This window comes from Variovorax sp. V35, from assembly GCF_041154465.1.
GTDB lineage: Bacteria > Pseudomonadota > Gammaproteobacteria > Burkholderiales > Burkholderiaceae_C > Variovorax > Variovorax boronicumulans.
Window position 1 is genome coordinate 5,801,749 of record NZ_AP028666.1, and the last position, 26,376, is coordinate 5,828,124.

At 69.8% G+C, this 26,376-nt stretch carries 23 protein-coding genes; 15 read left to right on the plus strand and 8 right to left on the minus strand.

Translation table 11 applies throughout. The annotated features are described in order from the left end of the window. The first annotated feature begins 21 nt into the window (after window positions 1–21). Window positions 22–1,920: a GspE/PulE family protein gene (locus tag ACAM42_RS26680; RefSeq protein ID WP_369629934.1), complete on the plus strand. Its 1,899-nt coding sequence runs from the start codon at window positions 22–24 to the stop codon at window positions 1,918–1,920. 27 nt (window positions 1,921–1,947) lie between these two features. Here ACAM42_RS26680 and ACAM42_RS26685 read toward each other — a convergent pair whose 3' ends face one another. After that, entirely contained in the window at window positions 1,948–2,637 is a 690-nt protein-coding gene (locus ACAM42_RS26685; protein ID WP_062477265.1) for an EAL domain-containing protein, read from the minus strand. 398 nt (window positions 2,638–3,035) lie between these two features. On the opposite strand from ACAM42_RS26685, the gene ACAM42_RS26690 reads away from it, so the two are divergent. The 4 genes from ACAM42_RS26690 to ACAM42_RS26705 are packed head-to-tail and all read left to right on the plus strand — an operon-like array spanning window position 3,036 to window position 7,204. Beyond that, window positions 3,036–3,566, plus strand: coding sequence for a spore coat U domain-containing protein (locus ACAM42_RS26690; RefSeq protein WP_070062075.1), 531 nt, complete (start codon window positions 3,036–3,038; stop codon window positions 3,564–3,566). Window positions 3,567–3,574: 8 nt separating this feature from the next. Next, entirely contained in the window at window positions 3,575–4,384 is an 810-nt protein-coding gene (locus tag ACAM42_RS26695) for a molecular chaperone (RefSeq protein ID WP_369629935.1), read from the plus strand. Beyond that, entirely contained in the window at window positions 4,362–6,707 is a 2,346-nt protein-coding gene (locus ACAM42_RS26700; protein ID WP_369629936.1) for a fimbria/pilus outer membrane usher protein, read from the plus strand. Before ACAM42_RS26695 ends, ACAM42_RS26700 begins: the two co-directional genes overlap by 23 nt. Further along, window positions 6,677–7,204 carry a spore coat U domain-containing protein gene (locus ACAM42_RS26705; RefSeq protein ID WP_369629937.1) on the plus strand — a complete coding sequence of 176 codons (528 nt, stop codon included), beginning with the start codon at window positions 6,677–6,679 and terminating at the stop codon, window positions 7,202–7,204. Before ACAM42_RS26700 ends, ACAM42_RS26705 begins: the two co-directional genes overlap by 31 nt. Before the next feature lie 4 nt (window positions 7,205–7,208). Here the strand turns inward: ACAM42_RS26705 and ACAM42_RS26710 are convergent, their stop codons facing one another. From ACAM42_RS26710 to ACAM42_RS26725, 4 genes are all read right to left on the minus strand, one after another. Further along, window positions 7,209–8,186, minus strand: coding sequence for a nitronate monooxygenase family protein (locus tag ACAM42_RS26710; RefSeq protein ID WP_062477251.1), 978 nt, complete (start codon window positions 8,184–8,186; stop codon window positions 7,209–7,211). A gap of 43 nt (window positions 8,187–8,229) precedes the next feature. After that, window positions 8,230–8,835, minus strand: coding sequence for a TetR/AcrR family transcriptional regulator (locus ACAM42_RS26715; RefSeq protein ID WP_095948777.1), 606 nt, complete (start codon window positions 8,833–8,835; stop codon window positions 8,230–8,232). 129 nt (window positions 8,836–8,964) lie between these two features. Continuing rightward, window positions 8,965–10,119, minus strand: coding sequence for an aromatic ring-hydroxylating dioxygenase subunit alpha (locus tag ACAM42_RS26720; RefSeq protein ID WP_369629938.1), 1,155 nt, complete (start codon window positions 10,117–10,119; stop codon window positions 8,965–8,967). A 113-nt stretch (window positions 10,120–10,232) separates the two neighbouring features. Then, window positions 10,233–11,291, minus strand: a complete 1,059-nt coding sequence (locus ACAM42_RS26725; protein WP_095948779.1) for a 3-keto-5-aminohexanoate cleavage protein — start codon at window positions 11,289–11,291, stop codon at window positions 10,233–10,235. A gap of 236 nt (window positions 11,292–11,527) precedes the next feature. Between ACAM42_RS26725 and ACAM42_RS26730 the strand changes: the two genes are divergently transcribed. Next, window positions 11,528–12,508, plus strand: a complete 981-nt coding sequence (locus ACAM42_RS26730; protein ID WP_369629939.1) for a Bug family tripartite tricarboxylate transporter substrate binding protein — start codon at window positions 11,528–11,530, stop codon at window positions 12,506–12,508. 28 nt (window positions 12,509–12,536) lie between these two features. Continuing rightward, the gene (locus tag ACAM42_RS26735) at window positions 12,537–13,577 is read left to right on the plus strand and encodes an AraC family transcriptional regulator (RefSeq protein WP_062477242.1); all 1,041 of its coding nucleotides are present in this window, start codon (window positions 12,537–12,539) and stop codon (window positions 13,575–13,577) included. Window positions 13,578–13,671: 94 nt separating this feature from the next. Here the strand turns inward: ACAM42_RS26735 and ACAM42_RS26740 are convergent, their stop codons facing one another. Genes ACAM42_RS26740 through ACAM42_RS26750 form a run of 3 tightly spaced genes read right to left on the minus strand, consistent with a single transcriptional unit; the run spans window position 13,672 to window position 16,613 of the window. Beyond that, window positions 13,672–14,730 (minus strand): 3-keto-5-aminohexanoate cleavage protein, encoded by a 1,059-nt coding sequence (locus ACAM42_RS26740; RefSeq protein ID WP_070062068.1) that lies wholly within the window; start codon window positions 14,728–14,730, stop codon window positions 13,672–13,674. Window positions 14,731–14,767: 37 nt separating this feature from the next. Continuing rightward, window positions 14,768–15,610, minus strand: a complete 843-nt coding sequence (locus tag ACAM42_RS26745) for a TauD/TfdA family dioxygenase (RefSeq protein ID WP_070062067.1) — start codon at window positions 15,608–15,610, stop codon at window positions 14,768–14,770. A 31-nt stretch (window positions 15,611–15,641) separates the two neighbouring features. Then, window positions 15,642–16,613 (minus strand): Bug family tripartite tricarboxylate transporter substrate binding protein, encoded by a 972-nt coding sequence (locus tag ACAM42_RS26750; protein WP_369629940.1) that lies wholly within the window; start codon window positions 16,611–16,613, stop codon window positions 15,642–15,644. Between the two features lie 197 nt (window positions 16,614–16,810). Between ACAM42_RS26750 and ACAM42_RS26755 the strand changes: the two genes are divergently transcribed. From ACAM42_RS26755 to ACAM42_RS26790, 8 genes are all read left to right on the plus strand, one after another. After that, a complete protein-coding gene (locus tag ACAM42_RS26755; protein WP_095746616.1) occupies window positions 16,811–17,782 on the plus strand; it encodes a quinone oxidoreductase in 972 nt (323 codons plus the stop codon). Between the two features lie 23 nt (window positions 17,783–17,805). After that, window positions 17,806–18,837: an AraC family transcriptional regulator ligand-binding domain-containing protein gene (locus ACAM42_RS26760; protein ID WP_369629941.1), complete on the plus strand. Its 1,032-nt coding sequence runs from the start codon at window positions 17,806–17,808 to the stop codon at window positions 18,835–18,837. 46 nt (window positions 18,838–18,883) lie between these two features. Further along, window positions 18,884–21,580: a LuxR C-terminal-related transcriptional regulator gene (locus ACAM42_RS26765; RefSeq protein WP_369629942.1), complete on the plus strand. Its 2,697-nt coding sequence runs from the start codon at window positions 18,884–18,886 to the stop codon at window positions 21,578–21,580. A gap of 159 nt (window positions 21,581–21,739) precedes the next feature. After that, a complete protein-coding gene (locus tag ACAM42_RS26770; RefSeq protein WP_070062062.1) occupies window positions 21,740–22,648 on the plus strand; it encodes a TauD/TfdA family dioxygenase in 909 nt (302 codons plus the stop codon). 55 nt (window positions 22,649–22,703) lie between these two features. Next, a complete protein-coding gene (locus ACAM42_RS26775; RefSeq protein ID WP_062482971.1) occupies window positions 22,704–23,762 on the plus strand; it encodes a 3-keto-5-aminohexanoate cleavage protein in 1,059 nt (352 codons plus the stop codon). Window positions 23,763–23,804: 42 nt separating this feature from the next. After that, a complete protein-coding gene (locus ACAM42_RS26780; protein WP_369629943.1) occupies window positions 23,805–24,788 on the plus strand; it encodes a tripartite tricarboxylate transporter substrate binding protein in 984 nt (327 codons plus the stop codon). Window positions 24,789–24,802: 14 nt separating this feature from the next. Beyond that, window positions 24,803–25,360, plus strand: a complete 558-nt coding sequence (locus ACAM42_RS26785; RefSeq protein WP_369629944.1) for an RBBP9/YdeN family alpha/beta hydrolase — start codon at window positions 24,803–24,805, stop codon at window positions 25,358–25,360. A 42-nt stretch (window positions 25,361–25,402) separates the two neighbouring features. Next, entirely contained in the window at window positions 25,403–26,374 is a 972-nt protein-coding gene (locus ACAM42_RS26790) for a quinone oxidoreductase (protein WP_369629945.1), read from the plus strand. The last annotated feature ends 2 nt before the right edge of the window (window positions 26,375–26,376 follow it).

The following is a 26,376-nucleotide window of genomic DNA, read 5'->3' on the forward strand; positions in this document are numbered from 1 at the left end:
CAACCACCAGGAGATCGATCCATGGCAGCCACCGAAGTCGTCATGCCCGAACAGCTCGTGCAGGAGCTCGACCTGCAAAGCCGCATGCCGATCGCGCGCATCGGCCAGGCGCTGATGTCGCTGGGCATGGTCACGCAGGCGCAACTCGACGCAGCGCTCCAGCAGCAGCAGCGCGAGCCCACGGTGCCGCTGGGCGAGACGCTGGTGCGCATGGGCGTCGTGAGCCGCGGCCAGCTGCAGACCGCGCTGGTGCGCAAGATGGGCTACCCGCTGGTGAACCTGCATGTGTTCCCGGCCGCGGCCGACGCGCTGCGCAAGGTGGGCCACGAGGCCGCGCGGCGCCTGCAGGTGATGCCGCTCATGCTGCACGGCGGGCGCCTGGTGCTGGCGCTCGACGATCCGGTCAACCGGCACGCGGTGATCGACGAAGTGGAGTTCATCGCGCAGATGAAGGTGCTCCCCGTGCTGGGCCAGTGCCTGGACCTGGACGGCGTGCTGCACAAGGCCTACGAGAAGGTCGGCCAGGTGGCGGCCGAGCGCCCGGTGGTCGACATGAACGACCCGATGCGTCCGCTCGAGTTCGACATGACGGGCACCAGCACGCTGCTGAAGACGCTCGAGAAGGAAGAATCGGCCGCCGCGCCCGCCGCCGGCGAGCCGCCCGTGGAGCAGTCGGACAACTCGCTGGTGCGCATGATCAACAGCATGATCCTCGAAGCGCACCGCGAGGGCGCCTCCGACATCCACATCGAGAGCGACCCGGGTCAAGAGAAGACGCGCATCCGCTTTCGCCGCGACGGCCGGCTCTACACCTACCTGGAGCTGCCGCCCAGCTACCGCAATGCGGTGGTGGCGCGCGTGAAGATCATGTGCGACCTGGACATCAGCGAAAAGCGCAAGCCGCAGGACGGCAAGATCAACTTCTCGAAGTACTCGCCGCAGCACCGCATCGAGCTGCGCGTGGCCACCATCCCGACCAACAACGGCCTGGAAGACGTGGTGATGCGCATCCTGGCCTCGGCCAAGCCCATCGCGCTCGATGCGCTGGGCCTGTCCGAGCGCAACCTGGCGCAGTTTTCGCAGGCGGTCGACCGGCCCTACGGCATGGTGCTGTGCGTGGGCCCGACGGGCTCGGGCAAGACCACCACGCTGCACTCGGCGCTCATGCGCATCAACACGCCCGAGCGCAAGATCTGGACCGCCGAAGACCCGATCGAGATCACGCAGCCGGGCCTGCGCCAGGTGCAGGTCAACCCGCGCATCGACTGGACCTTTGCCAAGGCGCTGCGCGCCTTCGTGCGCGCCGACCCCGACGTGATCATGGTCGGCGAGATCCGCGACGCCGAGACCGCCAGGACCGCCATCGAGGCCTCGCTCACCGGCCACCTCGTGCTGTCGACGCTGCACACCAACAGCGCGCCCGAAACCGTGACGCGCCTGCTCGACATGGGCATGGACCCGTTCAACTTCGCCGACTCGCTGCTGGCCGTGCTGGCGCAGCGGCTGGTGCGCTGCCTGTGCCCGCAGTGCGTGCAAAGCCGCCCGGCCACGAGCGAGGCGGTCGAGGAGCTGCTGGCCGACTACATGCACGCCTTCGGCGCGCAGGACACGCCGGCCGCGCGCGACGCCGTGCGCGCCGAGTGGGTGCAGCGCCACGGGCGCGACGGCCAGCTGCAGACCTACACGAGCACCGGCTGCAAGCACTGCAACGACACCGGCTTCCGGGGCCGCGTGGGCATCCACGAACTCATGGTGATGTCGAGGGAACTGCGCCGGCTGGTGCAGGGCGGCGCGCGCGCCGAGGAACTGCAGGACGCCGCGATGCGCGAGGGCATGCGCACGCTGCGTCAGGACGGCATCGAGAAGGTGCTGGCCGGCCGGACCACGCTCGAGGAAGTGCGCGCGACCAGCAACGTCTGACGCACAAGGTCAGAGGTCAGGGAAGGCTCAGGCGGCGGCGTCCCACGCCACCGCCGGCAGCGTGGCAATGGCCGGCCGTGCGAACAGGTAGCCCTGGAACAGCTCCACGCCGATCTCGCGCAAGGCGCGCACCTCTTCGGGCGCCTCCACGCCTTCGGCGATCACGCGGATGCGCAGCTCGTCGCAGGTGGCGACGAAGCCCCGCACGATGGTCAGCCGCACCGGGTCGGCATGGATGCCGCGGATCAGGCTCAGGTCGATCTTCACCACGTCGGGCTGGAACGCGGCCAGCAGCTCGAAGCCCGCGTAGGCGGCGCCGAAATCGTCGATGGCCGAGGTGAAGCCGTGGCGCTTGAAGGCGCGGAAGGTGTCGGCCAGGCCGTGCAGGTCGCGCACGCGCTCGCCCTCGGTGATCTCGAACATCAGCTGGCGCACCGGGAACTTGCAACGCTTGGCGGCGGCCATGGCGGTGCGGAAGCACTCGGCCTGCCCCGCGACGTCGTTGGGCATGACGTTGAGGCTCAGGCGCGACTTCATGCCCAGGCGCGAGGCGATCTCGATGGCCTTGACGCGGCAGGCTTCGTGGAAGGCGAAGCGGTCGACCGGATCGACGCGCCCCAGCACCTCGGCGGCGCCTTCGCCCGAGAGGCCGCGCACCAGCGCCTCGTGCGCATAGATCTCGTGCCGGCCCAGGTCCACGATGGGCTGGAACGCCATGGTGAACCCCGAGGCGAGGCCAGCAGGCGCGGCATCAGCATGTATTTCGGCGATCACGTTGGATGGACCTCGCGGGCAAGGTTGCAATGGCGTTGGATGGCGACTCCCAAGAGCGTAAATGTAAACGGTTCTATACACCGCACGCACCACCCCCCTGCGACAAGAGGTCGCGCCCCATGAAGACATCCGACCTAGGCCCGGCCCAGGCTGTAGACCGAAATCACTCATGAGCTCTCCCGGCCTCGAAAAAATCTGTAGCAAGCTGTCGACGACAGGGCTGCGTCCTATGTCCCATCGGGGAGAGATTGGTTAGAAAGGGGGCGCCCACTACTGGAAACGGTGGGTGGGTTTTCACTGTCGTTCCTGGGTTTCCAGTCACCGATGAAAGGTCCCGTCCGATGCGCCACCAGCCTCGCTCCCTCCTTCGCACACTGGCCCGTACCGTGCTGCCCGTCGGTGCCTTGTTGACATTGCTGCCCGCGCAGGCGGTCACGACGACCACGACCTTCCAGGTCACGGCCACGGTGCTCAAGGCCTGCCTCATGACCACGCCGGCCACGCTGGCGTTCGGGCCGTACGACCCGGCGTCAGCCACCGCGCTGGCCGGCACCACCAGCCTCAACGTGACCTGCACCTTCGGCACGCCCTACTCGCTCGGCCTGAGCGCGGGCGGCGGCTCGGGCGCGACGATCACGAACCGCCTGATGACCAGCCCCACGGCGGCCGCCGGCAACAACACGCTGGGCTACGGCCTCTTCAAGGACAGCGCGCACCAGACCAACTGGGACAACAGCGTCGCCGGCACCGGCTACGTCGGCAACGGGACGCCCCAGACGCAGACGATCTACGGCCTGATTCCCACGGGGCAGTACACCGCGGCGCCGGCCATCGACTACACGGACACGATCACGGTCTCGCTGACCTATTGAGGGCGCCGTTGACCGCCTTCACCGCAGGCCGCCACGGCATGCGTCGCGCCCTGCTGCCAGTCGCATGGGGGGCCGGCCTGCTGCTGGCCGCCCTTGCTCCCGCTCCCGCCGCGGCCACCAGCCTCAGCGTGGCGCCGCTGCGCATCGTGCTCACGCCGCAGCGCCCGGTCGCCTCGCTCACCATGGGCAACGCCGAGGACACCGAGGTCGCCGTGCAGGCCGAGGTGGTGGCGTGGTCGCAGCAGGACGGACGCGATGCCTACGAACCCACGCGCGACGTGCTGGTCAACCCGGCCATCTTCCGCCTGCCGCCGGGCGGGCGGCAGATCGTGCGCCTCGGGCTGCAGGTGCCGGCCGACGCCGGCGAGCGCAGCTACCGCGTCTTCCTGCGCCAGCTGCCGCGCGACCAGGCCCTGCTGGCGGACGGCACCGAGGGCGCGAAGGTGCAGACGCTGCTGCGCATCGGCGTGCCGATCTTCGTGCCGCCGCTGCAGCTGCGCCGCGCGCTGCAATGGTCGCTGCAGCCTTCGGGGCGCGCCACCGGCACGGCAGGCACCGCCTGGCGGCTGGTGTTCGACAACCAGGGCAGCGAACACATCCAGGTCACGCAGCTCGTGGTGCGCCGCGAGGACGGCACCGAGCTGCTGCGCAAGAGCCTGTCGCAGTACGCGCTGGCCGGGCAGTCGGCCGGCATCGACATCGAACTGCCCGCCCTGCCGCCCGACACCCGGCTGCAGGTCGAGGCCGCCACCGATGCCCCCGAGGCGTCGTCCAGCGCCACCGTGCGCGTGCCCCGTGCGCCCGCCACGCCACGCTAGCCTCTGGGTCTGCTGCGGCTGGCTGGGCCTGCGCGTGGCCTGCGCACAGACTTCGCCCACTGACGTGGCGGGCGAAGTGCAGCCCGCGATCCTCGATGTGCGCATCAACGGCCTGAGCCAGCCCGCGCCACGGCCGCTGCTGCGGCGCGGTGCACAGCTGCTGGCATCGGCGCCCGACTTCGCGGCCTGGCGCCTGGTGCGGCCCGCCACCGCGGCGTTGCAGCGCGATGGCACCGACTACTACGACCTGCGCGCGCTGCCCGGCGCGCAGCTGCAGCTCGACGAAGGCGCGCAGAGCGTGGACCTGAGCGTGCCCGCCGAGGCGTTCACGCTGGGCACCGTGCATGCGCACGCCGGCGACCGCCCGCCGCTGTCGGCGTCGGCCTTCGGGGCCTTTCTCAACTACGACCTGGCCTTGCAGCACGACCGCGAAGGCACGCGCGCCTCGGGCTACTTCGATGCGGCGGCCTCGGGCGACTGGGGCCTGGTGGGCACGAGCCTCGTCGCCGGCCAGTCCGCATTCGGCGGGCGCGGCACGACACGGCTGGACAGCTACTTCCGCCGCGACGACCCCGCGCGGCTCACGCGCCTCACGGTGGGCGACACCATCACGCAGGCCGCCGCGTGGTCCACGCCCTTTCGCTTCGGCGGTGTGCAGTTCGGCACCCGCTTCGGCTTGCAGCCCGGCTTCATCAGCTACCCGATGCCGACCCTGCGCGGCGGCGCGGCCGTGCCGTCGGCGGTGGAGGTGTATGTGAACGACACGCTGCGCTATCAACGGCGTGTGGACGCCGGCCCCTTCGCGCTCAGCGACGTGCCCGTGCTCACCGGCGCGGGCGAGATGCGCTTCGCCGTCACCGACGCGCTGGGCGTGCAGCGCACCGTGACCACGCCCTACTACGTGAGCTCGAACCTGCTGCGCGCGGGTCTCTCCGACTACTCGCTCGAAGCCGGCTGGACACGCCTGCGCTACGGCGAGCGCAGCTTCGACTACGGCCCGCCCTTCGTCGCCGGCACCTGGCGCCACGGCGTGAACGACGGCGTGACCGTCGAGGCGCGCGGCGAGGCCAGCTCGCGCAGCCAGACCGCGGGCGCCGGCGTGACCTGGGTCTGGGGCACGCTCGGCGAACTCTCGCTGCACGGCGCCGCCAGCCGCAGCAGGGACGGCGACAGCGGCCGCCTCTGGCGCGCTGCCTACACGCGCACCAGCGACGAATGGAACTTCTCGGTGAGCCGCCAGGTGGCCAGCCGCGGCTTCACGCAGATCGCCTGGCACGACAGCCCCGTGCACACCGACGCGCAGACGCAGCTCTTCGCAGGCCGCTCGCTCGGCCGCTACGGCACGCTGGGCGCGAGCCACACGCGGCTGCGCTACAACACCGGCGAGCACATCGGCGTGACCACCGCCAGCTGGTCGATCGGCCTGGGCGGCAACGCCTGGCTCGGCACCTCGGTGGCCCACACGCGCCAGGACGGCAAGCGTTCCATCACCTCGGTGAACGTGAGCCTCAGCTTCACGCTCGGCGATCGCCAGCACACCACGCTCTCGGTGCAGCATCAGAAGCCGGGCGGCCATTCGGCCGTGGCCGAGTGGGTGCAGCAGCCGCCCAACGACACCGGCTGGGGCTACCGGCTGCGCGCCGCCGACGGCGAGAACGCGCGCAGCGAAGCCGCGGTCGATTGGCGCGGTCGCTACGGCATGCTGACGGCCGAAGCTGCGCGCGCCCAGGGCCAGACCGCGGTGCGCCTGCGCGCCAGCGGCGCCGTGGGATTCGCGGGCGGCGTGGGCTTTGCCACGCGCCAGTCGGACGACGCCTTCGCGCTCGTGACCGTGCCCGGCGCCGCCGGCGTGAAGGTCTACCGCGAGAACCAGCCCTGGACCACCACCGACAGCGAAGGCCGCGCCGTCGTCTCGGGCCTGCGCGCCTACGAGCCCAACCACATCAGCATCGACAACGGCGATCTGCCGATCGAGGCGCAGGTGCGCAGCGACGTGCTGCGCGTGGTGCCGCGCTACAAGGGCGTGGCGCAGGCCAGCTTCGACATCGCGCGCGAGGCCATCGCGAACGTCACGGTGCTGCTGCCCGACGGCAGCCCGCTGCCGCCGGGCATCGACGTGATGCGACCGGCGCGTGGCACCTCGCTGCTGTCGGGCTTTCATGGCCTCGTGTCGGTCGACGACCCGCAGCCGAACGAACGCTTCGAGGCGCGATGGAAGAGTGGGCATTGCCGCTTCACGCTGGGCGCGCCCGACCGCGCCGCCGGCGCCTTGCCTTCAATGGGGCCCTACCGATGCGAACCCGTGTCGTCGTCCCCGCGCTGACGGTCGTGCTGGCGCTGGCGGGGCTGCTGGCCCCGGGCGCGTCGCGGGCCGCGTGCACGGGCCTGGGAGTGTTCACCTGCACTGTCACGGTCACTGCAGCAACGCCATTGGCCTTCGGCAACTACGATCCCGCCGTTGCAACGCCCAAGGACAACACCACGACCATTACCGTCGTCGGCAAGGTCACTTCCCTGGTCGCCCTGCTGGTGAACCTGTCCTACACGATCGGCCTCGACGCGGGCTCGGCCGGCGCCATCACCAGCCGGCAGATGGTGGGCCCGGTCAGCAGCACGCCGCTGGGCTACAACCTCTACACCTCCAACACGCACGGTACTGTCTGGAACGCCAGCAACGTCTCGGACAGCTACAACATCACGGCCTCCGTGCTGGGCACGACGGTGTCGAGGGACTACACCGTCTACGGCCGCATTCCGCCCGGCCAGTACGTGGCGCCGGGCCCCTACAGCAGCACGATCACCGTGACGGTGACCTACTGAAAGCTCAACCCCTCAGCATGCCCGCCAGGCGCTTGGCGATGAGCTCGTCGGCCTGCGCCATGATGCGGTCGATGAGCTCCGCGCAGCTGGGCACGTCGTGGATCAGCCCGGCCACCATACCGCAGCTCCAGGCGCCGGCGTCCATGTGGCCCTCGGTCATCACCTTCGGGTAGATGCCGGCGACCTGGTCCATGATGTCGTCGATCTTCAGCGCGTCGCCCTTGGCGCGCTCGATCTCCATGAGGCGCTCCACGCCCGCGTTGTTGATCACACGCTCGGTGTTGCGCAGCGAACGCATGATCAAGCGCGTGTCGAGCTCCGAGGCGTTGACGATGGCCTGCTTCACGTTGGCGTGCACCGGCGCTTCCTTGGTGGCGATGAAGCGCGTGCCCATGTTCATGCCCTCGGCGCCCAGGGCGAGCGCGGCCACGAGGCTGCGGCCGTCGGCCATGCCGCCCGAGGCGACGAACGGGATCTTCAGTTCTTCGGCCGCGCGCGGCAGCAGGATCATGTTGGGCACGTCGTCCTCGCCGGGGTGGCCGCCGCACTCGAAGCCGTCGACGCTCACCGCGTCGCAGCCGATGCGCTCGGCCTTGAGCGCGTGGCGCACCGAGGTGCACTTGTGGATCACCTTGATGCCCGCGGCCTTCAGCGCCGGCATGTAGGCCTCGGGGCTGCGGCCCGCGGTTTCCACGGCCTTGATGCCGCCCTCGACGATGGCCGCGATGTACTCGGGGTACGGCGGCGAGGCGAAGGTCGGCAGGAAGGTGAGGTTCACGCCGAAGGGCTTGTCGGTCATCTCGTGGCAGCGCGCGATCTCGCGGGCCAGCAGCTCGGGCGTCTTCTGCGTGAGGCCCGTGATGATGCCCAGGCCGCCGGCGTTGGAGACGGCCGCGGCCAGCTCGGCGAAGCCGACGTAGTGCATGCCGCCCTGGATGATGGGGTGGCGGATGCCGAAGAGTTCGGTGATGCGGGTTTTCAAGGGAACGTCCTTTGGTCGGGGTTGCTGGGAAAGAAAGAAAAAATCAGGGCGGCGAGATGACGCGCAGCACGTCGCGCGCCATCGCCTTCATCCAGGCCGTGTCGCTCTTCAGCGCGGGCTCGGCGAAGGTCTTGGCAAAGGTGGGCCGCGCCATCTTGGCGTAGTTCAGCGTGCCGAAGATGAGCGTCAGCACCACCACGGCCGACAGGTCGTCGCGCACGAGGCCGGCCGCCTGCGCTGCGGCCACCAGGCCCAGGCTGGCTTGCAGGAAGCCTTCGAGCGGCCGGGTCTGCGCATGCTGGATGCGTTCGGCGTTGTCGAGCAGTTCGCGCGTGACGAGCTTGAAGCCCGTGGGCCGCGCGTGCATCCACTCGACCTGCAGCGCGACGAAGGCCTGCAGCCGCGCGGGCAGGTCGGGGGCCGCCTCGACGCGCTTGCAGATGCGCGCCGTCAGGTCCTCCGCCTGCTTCTCGAGCACGGCGCGGTACAACACCTCCTTGCTCGGGAAGTGATGCAGCAGCCCCGGGTTGCCGACCTCGCAGTCGCGCGCGATGGCCGACAGCGACGCGCCCTGGAAGCCATGGTCGGCAAAGTGCTGCTCGGCGCGCGCCAGGATCGTTTCTTTACGGGAAGGGGCAAGGGTGGCCATCGGCGGTTCTGGAAGGCGTCACGCAGAAGAGCGCATGCCGCGAAGACGCGACCGGCGATCAGACGCGATGCGCGCCATTCTTTCTTGTGTCTTGTGGTCTGGTTGTTGCACGCGCGACACCCGTCCGCGTCAGCGTGCGGCCGGCATGGCCGCCACCTGCTGCGCGAGTTGCGCATGGAAGCGCGGCGCGCTGTACTCGAAGGTGCCGAAGCTGAGCGCGTCGTTCGCGCCCGACGCCAGCCCGGCCTGGATCGATTCGGCCAGTGCGTAGTCTTCCGCGAGCGTGCGCCGGTACAGCGCCACGTTCGCGTCCCAGTGCGCCGTGGCCTTCTCCGAGGCCGGCGCCTCGGGAATCAGCGTGAGTTCGTGCACGCGCGTGCGCGTGGCGCCCAGCGGCTCCAGCATGCTGAGCTGCGCGTGGTCGGGTTGCACAAGGATGGTCGTGTTCGGAAAGAAGAAGTAGGTCAGGTTGCCGTAGCGGCGCGGATCGAAACCGGCGGCGTCGGGCCGGTGTTCCTGGAACTTCGACTTGAGCAGGTACAGGCGCCGGTTCAGGTCGAACTCGTCGATGACCTGCAGGTTGTGCAGGAACATGTGGGCGATGGTCTCGCGGTGCGCCACCTTGAAGTGGTAGGCCTCGAAGGAACCGTCGACCAGCAGCTTCCAGTTGGCCTCGACCTCGTACGCGCGCGGCGCATAGGCCACGGGCGCGTGCAGCCCGGCCAGCGACTCGAGGTTGTCCATGAGCGGGCCCAGGTGCGCGCCGGGGTCGCTGTCCGCCTGCGACGGATCGCATACGACCCAGACCACGCCCGCGCGCTCGACGGTGGCCAGCCGGCGCAGGCCCGACTCGTCCTGCTTCAGGCAGGGAAAGCCGAAGGACTCGGGCACGCCGCGCAAGGCGCCGTCGGGCTTGTAGGTCCATGCGTGGTACGGGCAGACGAAGGCGCGCGCTTCACTGCCGCTGCCTTCGGGCACCACGCGCGCGCCGCGGTGGCGGCACACGTTGAGAAACGCCTGCACCTGCCCGTTCTCCTGGCGCACCAGCAGCAGCGGCACGCCGGTGTGCGTGAGCGACAGCCAGGCACCGGGCGACGCGAGCGACGCGCTGGCGGCCACCGGCTGCGGATGCCGCTGCAGCAGCCGCCGCTCGTCGCGTGCGATGGCTTCGTCGGTGTACTGGCCGACCGGCACGCGGTCGCCCTCTCCTTGCGCATCGGCGCGCCCGGCCTGCAGGGCCGTGGTCGCTCGGCGATGGAGTTCGGCTGCGAAGTTCTCGCTCATCGGGGGGCTTTCTGTGCGATGCCTGCAGCCCGGTGAAGCCCGGTGAGCTGCGCGATCGGCCCCAGTCTACCGACTGACCAGTCGGTACGTCAACCGCCCCCGAGACAGAGGTATCAGGCCGGCTTGCGCAGGAAGCCCTGCTGCGCCCCATTGCGGTTGGGCGCGAAGCCGTTGGCCTGCAGCGTCTCTTCGGTGGTCTCGTAGAACACGCCGATCTGCATGATCTCGCGCGCCTGCTGCGCGGTGGCGATGGGGCGGCCGAACTCGGTGGCGATGCGCACGAGCTGCTTGATCTGCTCGACCGAGCTCATCTTGCCGGTGCGGGTCTGGTTCCACAGCACGTCCTCGATGCCGCAGCGCACGTGCAGGCCCAGGGCGATGCCGATCATGTTCACGGGCAGCACGTTGAGCACCGAGCTCTCCACCGTGACCACCGCGCCGTCGGGTGCGGCGCGCAGGAAGTTGGCCAGGTTGTAGATGTTCGCCTGGTCCATGCCGCCGCTGATGGCCACCCAGTTCATCACCAGCGGACCCTTGTAAACGCCGCGGCGGATCATGCGTTCGATGGTCTCGAAGCTGTTGATGTTGTAGCACTGGAACTCGCTCTGGATGCCCGCGGCCGTGAGGCGGCGGATGTGCTCTTCCACCCAGCTGGGGTTCGAGGGCACGATCATGTCCCGGTAGGTCGAATACAGCCGCGGGTCGCCGCGCGACAGGCCCTTGAAGTCGTCCAGGCCCGCGTGCTCGGTCACGTTCATCTGCGTGGTGTTGACGGTCACCGTGACCTGGTCGGGCCTGGGCGTGAGCTCGGCCAGCATGTGGCGCGTGTCGTCGCTGAGCCACTTGGCGGCGGCGCCGTCGTCCTCGGGCGCGAAGCTGATGGAGCCGCCCACCTGGATGATCATCTCGGGCACGCGCGCACGCACGCCGGCGATCAGCTCGTTGAACATCGACAGGCGCTTGCTGCCCTTGCCGTTGGCTTCGCGCACATGCAGGTGCAGCACGGTGGCGCCGGCCTCGTAGCAGTCGACCGCCTTCTGGATCTGCTCTTCCATCGTGACCGGAATGTCTTCCGGGAAGTCGGCGGGAATCCAGCCCGGTGCATAGGGCGCGGCCGTGATGATCAGGGGCTGCTGGTTCTCGGGATACAGGTGGCCGTCGAGGAAGTTCATGGGGTTGTCTCCGGTGAAAAGGTTGCGCTTGCAGCCAAAGTTTCTGGCGCAGCTGCGAAAACTTCTTGCTCATCGGGGGCGCGGTTTTGTCTTTCTGGGGCATTGAAACGGCGCGTGCAAAGACAGGTGTCGCTGTCGCGATCCGGTAAGTGGCCGACGCGTGGCGCCAAGCATTCAGCAGCGGTGGCGCCACAGAATCCGCACGCCTTTGTCTCTTCCACCTGAGGACGAACTTCATGTGTCTGCATCTGCTGCGAGCCTCCCTTCTCTTCCTGGCCGCGCTGTGCTGCGGCACGGCCTCGGCCCAGGCCTGGCCCGACAAGCCCATTCGGCTGATCGTTCCCGCGCCGCCGGGCGGCATCTCCGACGCGGCGGCGCGGCTGCTCGCCGAACAGCTGCGCACGAACCTCGGCCAGACCGTGCTGGTGGACAACAAGCCGGGCGGCTCCGCCGTCATCGCCGAGCGCGCGCTGATGGCCGCGCCGGCCGACGGCTACACGCTGATGGTCGGACCGTCGAGCGTGCTGTCCGACATTCCGCTCACGGTGAAGACGCCCTTCGACCCGCTCAAGACCTTCACCTACGTCGGCGAGGTGACGGGCATGTTCCATGTGCTGGTGGCCAACGCCGGCTTCCCGCCGAACACCGTGAAAGACCTGCTGGCGCATGCCAAACAGAATCCGCGCTCGGTCAGCGTGGCCAACCTGAGCACGGGCACGCGCTCCAACCTGCTGGGCGAGATGCTGCGCGCGCGCAGCGGCAACGACATCCTCGTGGTGCCGTACAAAGGCTCGGCGCCGGCGCTGGTCGACCTCATGGGCAACCAGGTGCAGCTGACCTTCGAGGTGGTGAGCAACGTCACTTCGCTGATCCGCAGCGGCAAGATCAAGGCGCTGGCCGTGGCCTCATCGAAGCGCTCGCGCTTCCTGCCCGACGTGCCCACCTTCGGCGAACTGGGTCTGCCCGACTTCGTGATGCCCGACGCGAGCGTGGGCGTGTTCGTGCTCAGCAGCATGCCGCCGGCGCTGCAGGAGAAAATCCGCGCCGAGGTGGCCCGGGCCGTGCAGGCGCCGAAGTTCCGCGAGGCGCTGCTCGCGCAGAATTACGATCCGCCGCGCGAGGCGACGCTGCAGCAGCTGCGCCAGACGCTGGACGCCACGACCGCCCACAATCGGGCCATCATCGAGAAACTGCAACTCAAGATCAGCCCCGAGTGAACACGGGGCCTCTGCCAAAGAAGCCACCATGAAGCACCTCGGTCGACTGATGCGCAGCGCGAGCCTCAGCGGCTACGTGGAGCTGGTGCAGTCGCTCGGCCGCGACCCGCATGCCTTCATGCGCACCGTGGGGCTCAAGGCGCAGCTGCTCGAGCACCCCGAGACGCTGATCCCCGGCGACGCGGTGCGCGAGCTGCTCGAGATCACCGCGCGCGCCACGCGCACCGAAGATTTCGCGCTGCGGCTGGCGGCGCAGCGCAAGCTGTCGGCGCTGGGCCCCATCAGCGTCGTGCTCAAGGAAGAGCCCACGCCGCGCGACGCGCTCGACACGCTGGGCCGCTACCTGAAGCTGGTGAACGCCTCGCTGAGCTTTCGCCTCGAGGACACCGGCGACATGGTCATCATCCAGGAAGACCTGCTGCCCAGCCCCGGGCTGCCGATGCGCCAGTCGATGGAGCTGGCCGTGGGCATCATGTTCCGCATCCTCGGCGAGCTCATCGATCCGCAGTGGCGCCCGCAGCAGGTGTGCTTCACGCACCGCCCGCCGGCGGACATGGCGGCGCACCGTGCCTTCTTCGGTCGCAACGTCAAGTTCAACCAGGATTTCAACGGCCTCGTGTGCCTGGCGGCCGACCTGCGCAAGCCGCGCGAATCGGGCGACCAGGGCGTGGCGCGTTTCGCGCGCGAGTACCTCGAAGCCGCGCTGAAAGACCGCGGCGAGAGCACGCGCGAAGCCTGCCGCGAACTCATCCTGGCGCTGATGCCCGGCGGCGGCTGCACCGCGCAGGAAGTGGCGCGGCACCTGCGCGTGGACCGTCGCACGCTGCACCGCCGGCTCGAGGCCGAAGGCCTCACCTTCAGCCGCCTGCTCGACGATGTGCGCTCCGACCTCGTGAAGCGCCACCTGCGCGACAGCGACCTGCCGCTGAGCGAGGTGGCGGAGCTGCTGGGGTTTTCAGGGCCCAGCAGCTTCAGCCACTGGTTCCGCCACCACTTCGGCTGCAGCGCCTCGCAGTGGAGCAAGCAGACGGCCGGCGCGGTGGCTCAGGGCGCGGTGCGCGCGTTCTGAAGCAGGTCTTCGTGGCGCAGGGCATGTGCGATGCCCTCCAGCAGGCGCCAAGCGGCATGCGTGAAACGCCTCGTCATGATCGCCATCGTCCTTCTCAGGCCGCCTTGCGCAGGAAGCCCTGGTTGCCTCCGTTGCGGTTCGGCGCGAAACCGTTGGCGGCGAGCGACTCTTCGGCCGTCTCGTAGAAGACGCCGATCTTCGAGATCTCGCGCGCCTGCTGCGCCGTGGCGATGGGGCGGCCGAACTGGCGCGAAATGGCCACCAGCTGCTCGATCTGCGCCACGGTGCCGATCTTGGCGGTGCGCGTCTGGTTCCACAGCACGTCCTCGGTGCCGCAGCGCACGTGCAGGCCCATCGCGATGCCCATCATGTTCACGGGCAGCACGTTGCGCACCGAGCTTTCCACCGTGAGCACGGCGCCGTCGGGCACGGCGCGCACGAAGTTGGCCAGGTTGTAGATGTTCGGCGCGTCCATGCCGCCGCTGATGGCCACCCAGTTCATCACCAGCGGGCCCTTGTAGACGCCGCGGCGCATGAGCCGTTCGACCGACTCGAAGCTGTTGATGTTGTAGCACTGGAAGGCGCTCTGGATGCCGGCCTTCGTGAGGCGGCGGATGTGCTCCTCGACCCAGCCCGGCTGCGCCGGCACCGTCATCTCCTTGTAGGCCTCGAAGATGGCCGGGATCTCGCGCGAGGTGCCTTTGAAGTCGGCCAGCTCAGCATGCTCCGTGACGTTCATCTGCGAGGTGTTGACCGTCACCGTCACCTGGTCGGGCGTGGGCTCCAGCTCGGCCAGCATGTGGCGCGTGTCGTCGCTCAGCCACTTGGCCGCGGCGCCTTCGCTCTCGGGGGCGAAGCTGATCGAGCCGCCCACCTGGATGATCATCTCGGGCACGCGCGCGCGCACGCCGGCGATCAGCTCGTTGAATTTCGACAGCCGCTTGCTGCCCTTGCCGTCGAGTTCGCGCACGTGCAGGTGCAGCACGGTGGCGCCGGCGTTGTAGCAGTCGACCGCCTTCTGGATCTGCTCTTCCATCGTGACCGGGATCTCGCCCGGGAAGTCGGAAGGAAGCCAGCCCGGTGCATAGGGCGCGGCGGTGATGATCAGCGGCTGCTGGTTTTCGGGAAAGAGGTGGCCGTCGAGGAAGTTCATGGCGTGCGTCTGTCAGGTTGCGGGGCGGGGGCGATGTTCAGTACGGCACGTCGCCGACGATGCCGGCGCGTTCCATCTTTCGTGGCGCAGGCCAGTAGTCGTTCAGCGCGTAGTGCTGCGTGCTGCGGTTGTCCCAGACGACCACGTCGCCCGGCTGCCACGACCAGCGCACCTGGTACTCGGGAATGGTGGCGCGGCTGAGCAGGTAGTTCAGCAGCAGCGCCGCGCCCGGTGTCTTGTCGATGCCGTGGCGCACGTTCTCGGGGGTGCTGTAGTTCACGAAGTGGGTGGTGAAGCTGCCCACGTAGAGCACCTTCTCGCCGGTCTCGGGGTGCGTGCGCACCACGGGGTGCTCCACGGGCGGATGGTCCTGGCCCAGCTTGAGGCGCGCTTCCATCGGCATCACGGCGCCGAAGGAATGCTCGATGCTGGCCTTGGCGCGCAGCTTGCCGATCTTCTGTTTGATCTCGTCGGGCAGCTCGTCGTGCGCCTGCACCATGTTCACCCAGATGGTGTCGCCACCGACCTCGGGGCATTCGATGCAGCGCAGCACCGCACCCATCGCGGGGCTCTGGCGCCACAGGCCGTCGCAGTGGTAGGTGTTCTCGTAGCTGTGCTTGTTGTCGCTGCGGTAGATGCGCACGAGGCCCGGGTGCTCGGGGTCGCTGCCGACCACAGGGTGGTCTTCCAGTTCGCCGAAGCAGCGTGCGAAAGCGACGTGCTCGGCGCGCTCGATGTCCTGGCCGCGAAAGAAAAGCACCTTGTGCTTGAGCAGCGCGGCGCGGATCGACGCAAAGCATTCGGGGTCGCGCGAGGCCTCGCCCAGGTGGACGTCCGAGATTTCGGCGCCGATGGACGGCGTGAGGGGTCTGATCTTCATGAGGGGTCTCCGATGGAATGGCGCGTGCCGCTCAGTTCGCCTGGATGCGGTACTTCTTGACGATGGCCGCGTTGCGCTCGGACAGCGCCTTCGTCTCGGCGATGAGCGCGGGCGTGTCGACGCTGAGCTCGGGCTCCAGGCCCACGTCGAGCAGCTTCTGCTGCACGGCGGGCGCCTGGCCGGCCTTCTCGATCGCGGCATGGAGCTTGGCCATCACGTCGGCCGGCAGCTTGGCCGAGCCGATGAAGCCGACCCAGCCGCGAAACTGCAGGTCGGGGTAGCCGAGCTCGGTGGTGGTGGGCAGGTCGGGCAGGAAGCGCGAGCGGGTCTTGCCGGTGAAGGCATAGGGACGCAGCTTGCCGGCCTTGATGAGCGGCATCGAGGTGAGCATGCCGTCGAACATCAGGTCGACCTGGCCGCCCAGCAGGTCCTGCAGCGCGGGCGGCGAGCCAGGGTAGCCGATGTGCTGCAGGTCGAGCCCGGCGCGGTCGCTAAGGATGAGGCCCGCGTACTGCGACACGGTGCCGGGGCTGTAGCTGGCGAAGCTGGCCTTGCCCTTGCGCGTCTTGAGTTCGGCGACGAGGCCCTGGAAGTCCTTGGCCGGGAAGTTCGCGGCCGTGACGAGCACCACGCCCGAGCGCGCCACCGAGCCGATGGGCACCACGTCCTTCAGCGGATCGAAGGGCATCTTCACGACCTGCGGCGTCTCGGCCAGCACGTTGCTCGCGGCCATCACGATGGTGTTGCCGTCGGCCGGTGCCTGCAGCATGGCCTGCAGGCCGATGGAGCCGCCCGCGCCGGGGCGGTTCTCGACGATCACGGGGCGGCCGATGTCCAGCGCCATCTGCTGCCCGACGACGCGGGCGACGATGTCCATCGTGCCGCCCGGCGGCGCGGGAACGATGAGCTTGACGGGCTTGTCGCCCAGCGCCCAGGCCCCGAGGGCCATCGAGCATCCGACCAGCGCCACGGCGGCGGCGCGTCCAAATTGCAGCAGTTTCATGGGGTGTCTCCGGTTGTTGTCTTGCAGGCCTCGGTGGGCCGATGCCGTCAGTATCCGGCGCACCCCGTCCGCATTTCTTGCTTTATTGGGGCATCGATTTGCCAATTTGGGACATCGCCAAGACCACGCTTCCCGCCGCCGCCACGCGCCGCAAGAATCCGTTCCATGCAGCCCCCACACACTCCAGGAGACGCACCATGAACCAGGCCATCCGCTTCCACGAGACCGGCAGCGCCGACGTGCTCAAGCTCGAACACGTCGAGGTCGGCGAGCCCGGCCCGGGCCAGGCGCGCGTGCGCCACAGCCTCATCGCCGTCAACTTCATCGACATCTACTTCCGCACCGGGCGCTATCCGCTCGCGCTGCCCAACGGGCTCGGTTCCGACGCCGTGGGGGTGGTCGAAGCCGTGGGGCCGGGCGTGACCGACATCCGCGTGGGTGATCGCGTGGGCTATCTCATCGGGCCGCAGGGGGCGTATTCACAGGTGCGCGTGATGCCTGCCGATGTGCTGATCCCGCTGCCCGACGGCATCTCCGATCGCACGGCCGCCACATTGATGATGAAGGGCATGACGGCGCAGTACCTGTTCCGCCAGGTCTATCCGCTGAAGGGTGGCGAGACGATCCTGTACCACGCAGCGGCGGGTGGCGTCGGTCTCATCGCCTGCCAGTGGGCGCGTGCGATGGGCGTCACGATGATCGGCACCGTGAGCACCGACGAGAAGGCTGCGGTTGCCAAGGCCAACGGCTGCACGCACACCATCGTGACCTCGCGCGAGAACATCGCCCAGCGTGTGCGCGAGATCACCGAGGGCAAGGGCGTGCCCGTGGTGTACGACTCGGTGGGCAAGGACACGCTGGAGGCTTCGCTCGATTGCCTGCAGCCGCGCGGCACTCTGGTGAGCAACGGCACGTCTTCTGGCGCCGTGGTTCTCGACACCAAGCTGCTGGCGGCGAAGGGCTCGATCTGGCTCACGCGGCCGGCGATGGTGCACTACATCCACCCGCGCCCGCACATGCTGAGCATGGCCGACGAACTCTTCGACCACGTGCTGGCCGGCCGCATCGTGAGCGAGCCCCAGCAGAGCTTCGCACTGGCCGACGCCGCCGAAGCGCACCGCGCGCTCGAGGGCCGCAAGACCACCGGCGCCACCGTGCTCGTGCCCTGAGAACTGCCACGTGCGGACTTGCGATGTCTTCCCTGGTCCGCGCGGCAAGCCTCACCCACTACCGCGAGGTCGCCCGCGCCGGCGGCCTGGACCCGGCGCGCATGCTCCTGGACGCCGGCCTGAGCCCTCGCGTGCTGGACGAGCCCGACCTGATGATTCCGGTCGACCGCGTCGCCGCGCTGCTGCAGGCCTCGGCCGAGCGTTCGGGCAACGACAGCTTCGGGCTGTGCATGGCCGAGGGGCGGCGGCTGTCGAACCTCGGGGCCGTCGGCCTGCTGGTGCGCGAGCAGCCGACGCTGCGCGATTCGCTCGACGTGCTGATGCGCTACCAGCCGCTGCTCAACGGCTCGCTGTCGCTGATGGTCGAGGCCTTCGGCCAGGTGGTGGTCATCCGCGAGGAAGTGCAACCCGGCAAGGCGCACCGCGCCACGCGCCACCGCATCGAACTGGCGCTGGGCGTGATGCTGCGCCTGCTGCGGCAGTTTCTCGGCGCCGACTGGCAGCCCCGGCGCGTGTGCCTGGCGCACCCCGCGCCGCGCGACCTGCGCACGCACCACCGCGTGCTGGGCGCGGCCGTCGCCTTCGACCAGGACTTCCACGGCATCGTCTGCGCGCGCGACGACCTGGACGCGCCCAACCCCTCGGCCGACCCGGCCATGGCGCGCTATGCGCGGCAACTGCTCGACGCGGCGGCGCCGGCGCCCGGCGACGCGCTGCCGGGCGACGTGCGGCGCGCGGTGCTGCTGCTCCTGCCCAGCGGGCGCTGCAGCATCGCGCAGGTGTCGGCGCACGTGGGCGTGGAATGCCGCACGATCCAGCGCCGGCTCGCGGACGACGGGCAGAGCTTCTCAGCCATCGTCAACGACGTGCGCAAGGAACTCGCCGTGCGTCATGTGCTGGAGGGCGACCGCCCGCTGGCCGAGGTCGCGGGCCTGCTCGGCTTCTGTGCGCCCAGCGGACTGTCGCGCTGGTTCCATGCGCAGTACGGCTGCAGCGCGAAAGCCAGCCGCGCGCGGCGGGGGGCGCCGCGCCGCGCTTCGGCCTCGCGCGATTGACGTGGAGAATCGGGCCCGTTCTTCCCTCCACGCGCACGAACGAGCCTTGGCCACTTTCCCGCCCCCCGATGCGAGCGGCGCCCCGCGCGACCTGCTGCTCAAGGTGACGCCGCCCCGTGTCCCGCGTCACCTGGTCTCGCGCGCGCGGCTCCTGTCGAGCGCCGACGCGCTGCGCGACCACGCCGTGTGCGTGGTGCAGGCGCCCTCGGGCTTCGGCAAGACCTCGCTGCTGGCGCAGTGGCGGCTGGAGTACCTGGGCCTGGGCGTGCCGGTCGGCTGGGTCTCGGCGCAGAGCCAGGACGACCCGGGCCGGCTGGTGCAGAGCCTGGCGCTGGCGCTGCGCGTCGCCATGGGCCGCCCCGCGTTCGGGCGCAGCCTGTTCCAGGACGACCGGCCCGGCACGCTCGGCAGCGTCACGGCGCTGCTGGCCGAACTGGCGCAGGCGGCCTTGAACGTGGTGCTGGTCATCGACGAGGCCGACCGCCTGCCGCCCGCCTCGCGCGAGGCGCTGGCCTACCTGCTGCGCAACGCGCCGCCCAACGTGCGCACGCTGATCGCCACGCGCCCCGACGGCCGGCTCGACATCGAGGACCTCGTGGCCTACGGGCAGTGCGTGGAGATCGGCCCGGCGCTGCTGAAGTTCAGCCTCGACGAGACGCTGCAGCTGGTGCAGGCGCGCTTCGGCGCGCGTGTCGACCGCAACACCGCCGCCCGGCTGCACGAGCTCACCGAAGGCTGGCCGCTGGGCCTGCAGCTGGCCACGACCATCATCGCGCGCGGGGCCGACGCGCACGCTGCGCACACGGTGCTGGGCGACATGACGGCCGCCGCCGGCGAGCTGCAGGGCGAGCTGGTGCGGCTGCTGCTGGTGAACCTCGACCCGCAGGATCGCGACTTCCTGGCCCGCATCGCCGTGCTCGACCTGCTGCATCCCGAGCTGTGCCGTGCCGTCTCCGGCGTCGACGACGCCGCGGCGCGGCTGGCGCGGCTGAGCAACGACACGCCGGTGTTCGCCGCCGCCGAAGGGGGCGAGTGGCTGCGCATGCATGCGCTGGCGCGCGACGTGCTGCGCCAGCGTTTTGCCGCGCTCGACGCGGCCGAGCAGGTGGCGGCGCATGCGCGTGCGGCGCAGTGGCTGGCCGCGCACGAGCTGCTCGACGAGGCCGCCCACCACGCGCTGAGCGCGGGCCAGCACCAGACCGCCTACGAGCTCGCGGAGCGCAGCCTCTACGAATCGCTCATGCGGCGCGGCCGGCAGGCCACGGTGCTCGAATGGATGGCGCAGATGCCGGCCGACGAACTCGACCGCCGCCCGCGCCTGCTGCTGGCCGCGGCATGGACGCTCGCATCGAGCGAACGGCATGAAGAAGCCGGCCGCTTCGTGGCGCGCATCCTGGCGCAGCCCGGCGTGAGCGATGCACTGCGCTGCGAATGCGCGCTGATCCTCGGCGGCGCGGCCGTGTTCGCGGACGACCCCGACCGCTTCGTCGAGCTGCACGCGCCCTGGACCGAGGCCGTGCCGCTGACCGACCCGCTGCTGCTGCAGTCGCACGCCAACCGCATGGCCTACCGCGCGCTGCTCGAGGGCGAGCCCGCGCTCGCACGCCTGCGCCAGCAGCAGGCCCTGCGCGGGCACCCGGGCCACGGCGTCGACTACATCCGGCGCTGGAGCGAGCTGGTCATCGGCCTGAGCTATGCATGGGAGGGCCAGGTGCTGCTGGCCGAACAGCTGCTGCGCCCCGCCGTGGCCGGCGCCGAGGCCGAGATGGGCCGGCGCCACCGCTTCAGCTGCAACCTGGCCGCGCTGCTCGCGTCGGTGGCCTGGGAGCGCGACCTGCCGGGCGACGCCGCCACGCTGCTGGCCGACCGCCTCGACGTGCTGGAGCACAGCGGCCTGCCCGAGTCGCTGCTGCAGGCCTACCGCACGGCGGCGCGCATCGCGGCGGCCGAAGGCGCCGAGCACCGCGCGCTGGAACTGCTGGACGCACTCGACGCGGCCGGTGCCGCGCGGCGCCTGCCGCGGCTGCGCATCGCCAGCCTGGCCGAGCAGGTGCGCCTGCACGCGCAGCGCCACCGCGCCCAGACCTGCCGCGAGCTGTGCGAGCGCATCGACGCGCAACTGGCCGACCCCACACTGCCGCAGGGCCCGCTGTGGCGGCGCAGCGTGGAAGCACTGCGCGACGTGGCGCGCGCCCACGCGGCCATCGCCGCGCGCGACTGGCCCGACGCCCTCGCGAAGCTGGCGCGTGCCGACGAACAGGCGCGCCAGCGCAAGCAGGGCGGCCTGCACATCGAGCTGCTGGGCCTGCGCGCGCTGGCGCTGGAGCGCTGCGGCCAGCCGGCGCAGGCGCTGCTGCGCGAGGCCATGGACCTGGCGCGCGCCTACGGGCTGCAGCGCGTGTTCTCCGACGCGCACCCCGAGCTGGGCGCCTGGGTCGGCACGCTCGCGGCCGAGGGCGCGCAGGCCGAGATCGCGGTCGCGCCCCTCGCACCGGCCGTGCCGCCGGCACCCGCGCCAGCAACACCGGCGTCGCCCGGCGCCGTGCTCACGCCCAAGGAGGGCGAGGTGCTGGTGCTGCTGGCGCGCAACCTGTCGAACAAGGAAATCGGGCGCGCCATGCAGGTGGGCGAAACCACCGTCAAGTGGCATGTGAAGAACCTGTTCGCCAAGCTCGACGCCGGCACCCGCACGCAGGTGGTGCAGCGCGCGCGCATCCTGGGGCTGCTCGCCGCGGGGCACTGAGGGCTCGCCGCCGGGCACTGAGGGTTTCTCCCTCCCCTCCAGGGCCGCCTCCCCCTCCTGCGAGGAGGGGGCGCGCGCAGGGGCCCCGACCTATTCTTGCTTCCAGCACGGTCACCGCCGCACAGCGGCACCCCACGACCGGCACAGGAGACAAGACACATGGGTTCCACGATCCAGCCAGGCCTCTCGAACGGGGCCCCCGCCGTGCACACACGCGGCCTCCAGGTCCACCCCGTGACCTGTGCCATCGGCGCCGAACTGCGCCACGTGTCGCTGGCCGAAGCCTCGCGCGACGCCGGCCTGGCGGCCGAGATCCGCGCACTGCTGGTGCAGCACAAGGTGCTGTTCTTCCGCCAGCAGGAACTCACGCGCGCCGAGCACGTCACCTTCGCCCGCCACTTCGGCGAGCTCGAGGACCACCCCGTGGTGGGCAGCGACCCCGAGCACCCGGGCCTGGTGCGCATCTACAAGAACCCCGAGACGCCGGTCGACCGCTACGAGAACAGCTGGCACACCGACGCCACCTGGCGCGAGAAGCCGCCCTTCGGCTGCGTGCTGCGCTGCGTCGAGTGCCCGCCGGTGGGCGGCGACACCATGTGGGCCAACATGGCGCTGGCCTTCGAGAAGCTGCCCGCGCACATCCAGCAACAGATTGCGGGGCTGCGCGCGCGCCACAGCATCGAGGCCACCTTCGGTGCCGCGATGCCGATCGAGAAGCGCCTGGCGCTGAAGGCCCAGTTCCCCGACGCCGAGCACCCCGTGGTGCGCACGCACCCCGACACGGGCGAGAAGATCCTGTTCGTCAACGGCTTCACGACCCACTTCACCAACTTCCACACGCCGGCCAACGTGCGCTACGGGCAGGACTACCAGCCCGGCGCCGCCCTGCTGCTGGCCTACCTCGTGAGCCAAGTGCAGATCCCCGAGTACCAGGTGCGCTGGCGCTGGCAACCGGGCGACGTGGCCATGTGGGACAACCGCTCGACCCAGCACTACGCGGTCATGGACTACCCGCCCTGCCATCGAAAGATGGAACGCGCCGGCATCGTCGGCGACGCGGTCTTCTGAGCGGGCACGTCCTGCGCCCTCTCCCTTCCTTCTTCCTTTCTCCCGAGGTCCTGCCATGAATTTTCTCGACGGCCATCTGTTCCCCGAAAACCAGCAGCCGCTGGTCATCACCGCCGCGCCCTACGCACCGTCGTGGGTGCCCGCCGACTTTCCGGAAGACATTCCCGTCACGATGGAGCAGCAGATCCAGAAGGCGGTCGACTGCTACAACGCCGGCGCCACCGTGCTGCATTTGCACGTGCGCGAACTCGACGGCAAGGGCAGCAAGCGGCTGTCGAAGTTCAACGAGCTGATCGCCGGCGTGCGCAAGGCCGTGCCCGAAATGATCATCCAGGTGGGCGGCTCGATCAGCTTCGCGCCCGAGAGCGAAGGCGCCGCCGCCAAGTGGCTCAGCGACGACACGCGCCACATGCTGGCCGAGCTGGAGCCCACGCCCGACCAGGTGACGGTGACCATCAACACCTCGCAGATGAACGTGGTCGAGCACTGGGACGACGCCGACACCCGGGGCACCTCGATGGAAGACCCCGAGGTCTACCGCGCCTACAAGGAAATGACCGTGCCCGCGCAGCCGGGCTGGGCCGAAGAGCACATCCGCCGCCTCACCAAGGCCGGCATCCAGAGCGCCTTCCAGTGCTACAACATCAACAGCTTCGACTCGGTCGAGCGGCTGATGCGCCGCGGCGTCTACAAGGGCCCGCTGGTCATGAACTGGGTGGCCATCGGCGGCGGCATGGACGTGCCCAACATCTACAGCCTGGCCAACTTCGTGCGCGCCGTGCCCGACGGCGCGGTGCTCACGGTGGAAAGCTCCATGCGCAACGTGCTGCCCGTGAACATGATGGGCATCGCCATGGGCCTGCACGTGCGCTGCGGCATCGAGGACAACCTCTGGAACCAGTCGCGCTCCGCCAAGATGGGCACGGTGGCGCAGGTCGAGCAGCTGGTGGCCATCTCGCGCCAGTTCGGCCGCCCCATCGCCACCGCCAAGCAGGCGCGCGAGATTTCGAAGATCGGCGTGTTCTACGACACCGTCGAGGAATCGCTGGCGGCCAACGGCTTCGCGCCGAACCGCAACGGCGCGCAGCAGGGCTTCCTGCGCAAGGCGGCCTGAGCCCCCCACACCCCCGGCACCAGAACACCTGGAGACATCGCGATGAAAAAAACCCACAACATCCTTCGCCGCCTGAAGCCCTGGGCAGCCGCCCTGGCCGCCGCGCCCCTGCTCGCCCATGCCTGGACCACCAAGCCCGTGCGGATCGTGGTGCCGGCGCCCGCGGGCGGCACCATGGACGTCGTGGCCCGCGTGTTGTCCGACGCGATCTCGGCCGAGATCGGGCAGCCGGTGATCGTCGACAACAAGCCGGGCGCCGGTGGCGCCATCGGGGTGCAGGCGCTCAACAGCGCGCCGCCCGACGGGCGGACCATCATGTTCATGGTCAGCAACATCCTGACCGAGATTCCCCTGGTGATGAAGACCAGCTTCGACCCGGTCAAGGACGTGAAGCCGGTGACCATGGTGGCGCGCTCGGCGATGGTGCTGGTGAGCGCGCCGTCGGTGCCGGCCAACGACCTGAAAGGCCTCATCGCCTACCTGAAGACCGGCAAGGGCAGCCCGGGCAGCTACGCCTCGTACTCCGCGGGCACCAGCTCGCACTACGCCGGCGCCATCTTCGCCCGCAAGGCGGGGCTGGACCTGCAGCACGTGCCGTTCCCGGGCTCGCCGCCGGCGCTGCAGAACCTGATGGGCAGCCAGGTCGACATCCTGTTCGACGGCATCGTCACGTCGCTGCCGCTGATCAAGGCCGGCAAGGTGAAGGTCTTCGGGGTCGGGGCCAAGACCCGGCTGGCGCAGCTGCCGGAGGTGCCCACGATGGCCGAGCAGGGCTTCGACGAGATCGACTTCTCGAACTGGGCCGGCGCCATCGTGTCGGCAAAGATGCCCGACGACCTCGTCAAACGGATCAATGCGGTCCTCACGAAGGCCGCCTCCTCGCCGAAGGTGCGGGAGCGGCTCATCGCGCAGAACTTCGTGCCGATGACCAGCGAGAGCCCCGAGCAGCTCGCGAAGATCACGCACGACGAGTACGAGCGCAACGCGCGGATCGTCAAGACCTACAACATCCAGCTCAACCAGTGAGGGCGCAGGCCGACATGACCGCTCCCACCGTCCTCATCGTTCCCGGCCTGCGCGACGCCGTCGCCAGCCACTGGCAGACCCTGCTCGCCGCACGCCTGCCGCGCGTGCGCGCCGTGCCGCCCATGGGCCGCGACGACCTCGACTGCGCCGCGCGCGTGGCGGCCATCGAGCGCGAGGCGCAGGCGGTCGAGGGGCCGTTGGTCGTCGTGGCGCACAGCGGCGGCGTGGTGATGCTGGCGCACTGGGCGCAGCGCACGCGCCGGCCGGTGCGCGGCGCCCTGCTGGCCACGCCACCCGACTTCGAGCGGCCGATGCCCGAGGGCTACCCCACCGTCGAGGCCTTGCGCGCCGGCGGCTGGCTGCCCGTGCCCAGCGGGCCGCTGCCGTTCCCGAGCATCGTGGCGGCCAGCCGCGACGACCCGCTGGCGCCGTTCGAGCGCGTGGTGCAGATGGCGCAGGGCTGGGGCAGCCGCCTGGTCGACCTCGGCGAGGTCGGCCACCTCAACCCCGCCTCGGGCTACGGCGAATGGCCGGGCGCGCAGGCCTTCATCGACGAACTCTCGGCGGGCTGAAGCCTTTCTGCCCGCCTGCCCTTCACACCGAAAGAAATTCCCATGGTCCAAGCCATCCGCTTCCACGAGACCGGCAGCGCCGACGTGCTGAAACTCGAACACGTCGAGGTCGGCGAGCCCGGCCCGGGCCAGGCGCGCGTGCGCCACAGCCTCATTGCCGTCAACTTCATCGACATCTATTTCCGCACCGGGCGCTATCCGCTGGCACTGCCCAACGGCCTCGGCTCCGATGCCGTGGGCGTGGTCGAAGCCGTGGGGCCGGGCGTGACCGACATCCGCGTGGGCGATCGCGTGGGCTACCTCATCGGGCCGCAGGGGGCGTATTCGCAAGTACGCGTGATGCCGGCCGATGTGTTGATCCCGCTGCCCGATGGCATCTCCGATCGCACCGCTGCCACACTGATGATGAAGGGCATGACAGCGCAGTACCTGTTCCGCCAGGTCTATCCATTGAAGGGGGGCGAGACGATCCTGTACCACGCAGCCGCCGGTGGCGTGGGCCTCATCGCCTGCCAGTGGGCACGTGCGATGGGCGTCACGATGATCGGCACCGTGAGCACCGACGAGAAAGCCGCGGTCGCCAAAGCCAACGGCTGCACCTACACCATCGTGACTTCGCGCGAGAACATCGCCCAACGCGTGCGCGAGATTACCGAGGGCAAGGGCGTGCCCGTGGTGTACGACTCGGTGGGGAAAGACACGCTGGAGGCCTCGCTGGACTGCCTGCAGCCGCGCGGCACGCTCGTGAGCAATGGCACCTCGTCGGGCGCCGTGGTCGTCGATTCGCAGGTGCTGGCCGCGAAGGGCTCGATCTGGCTCACACGGCCCGCGATGGTTCACTACATCCACCCGCGCCCGCACATGCTTGCGATGGCCGATGAATTGTTCGGCCACGTGCTGGCCGGTCGCATCGTGAGCGAGCCCCAGCAGAGCTTCGCACTGGCCGACGCGGCCGAAGCGCACCGCGCCCTCGAAGGCCGCAAGACCACCGGCGCCACCGTGCTCGTGCCCTGAGG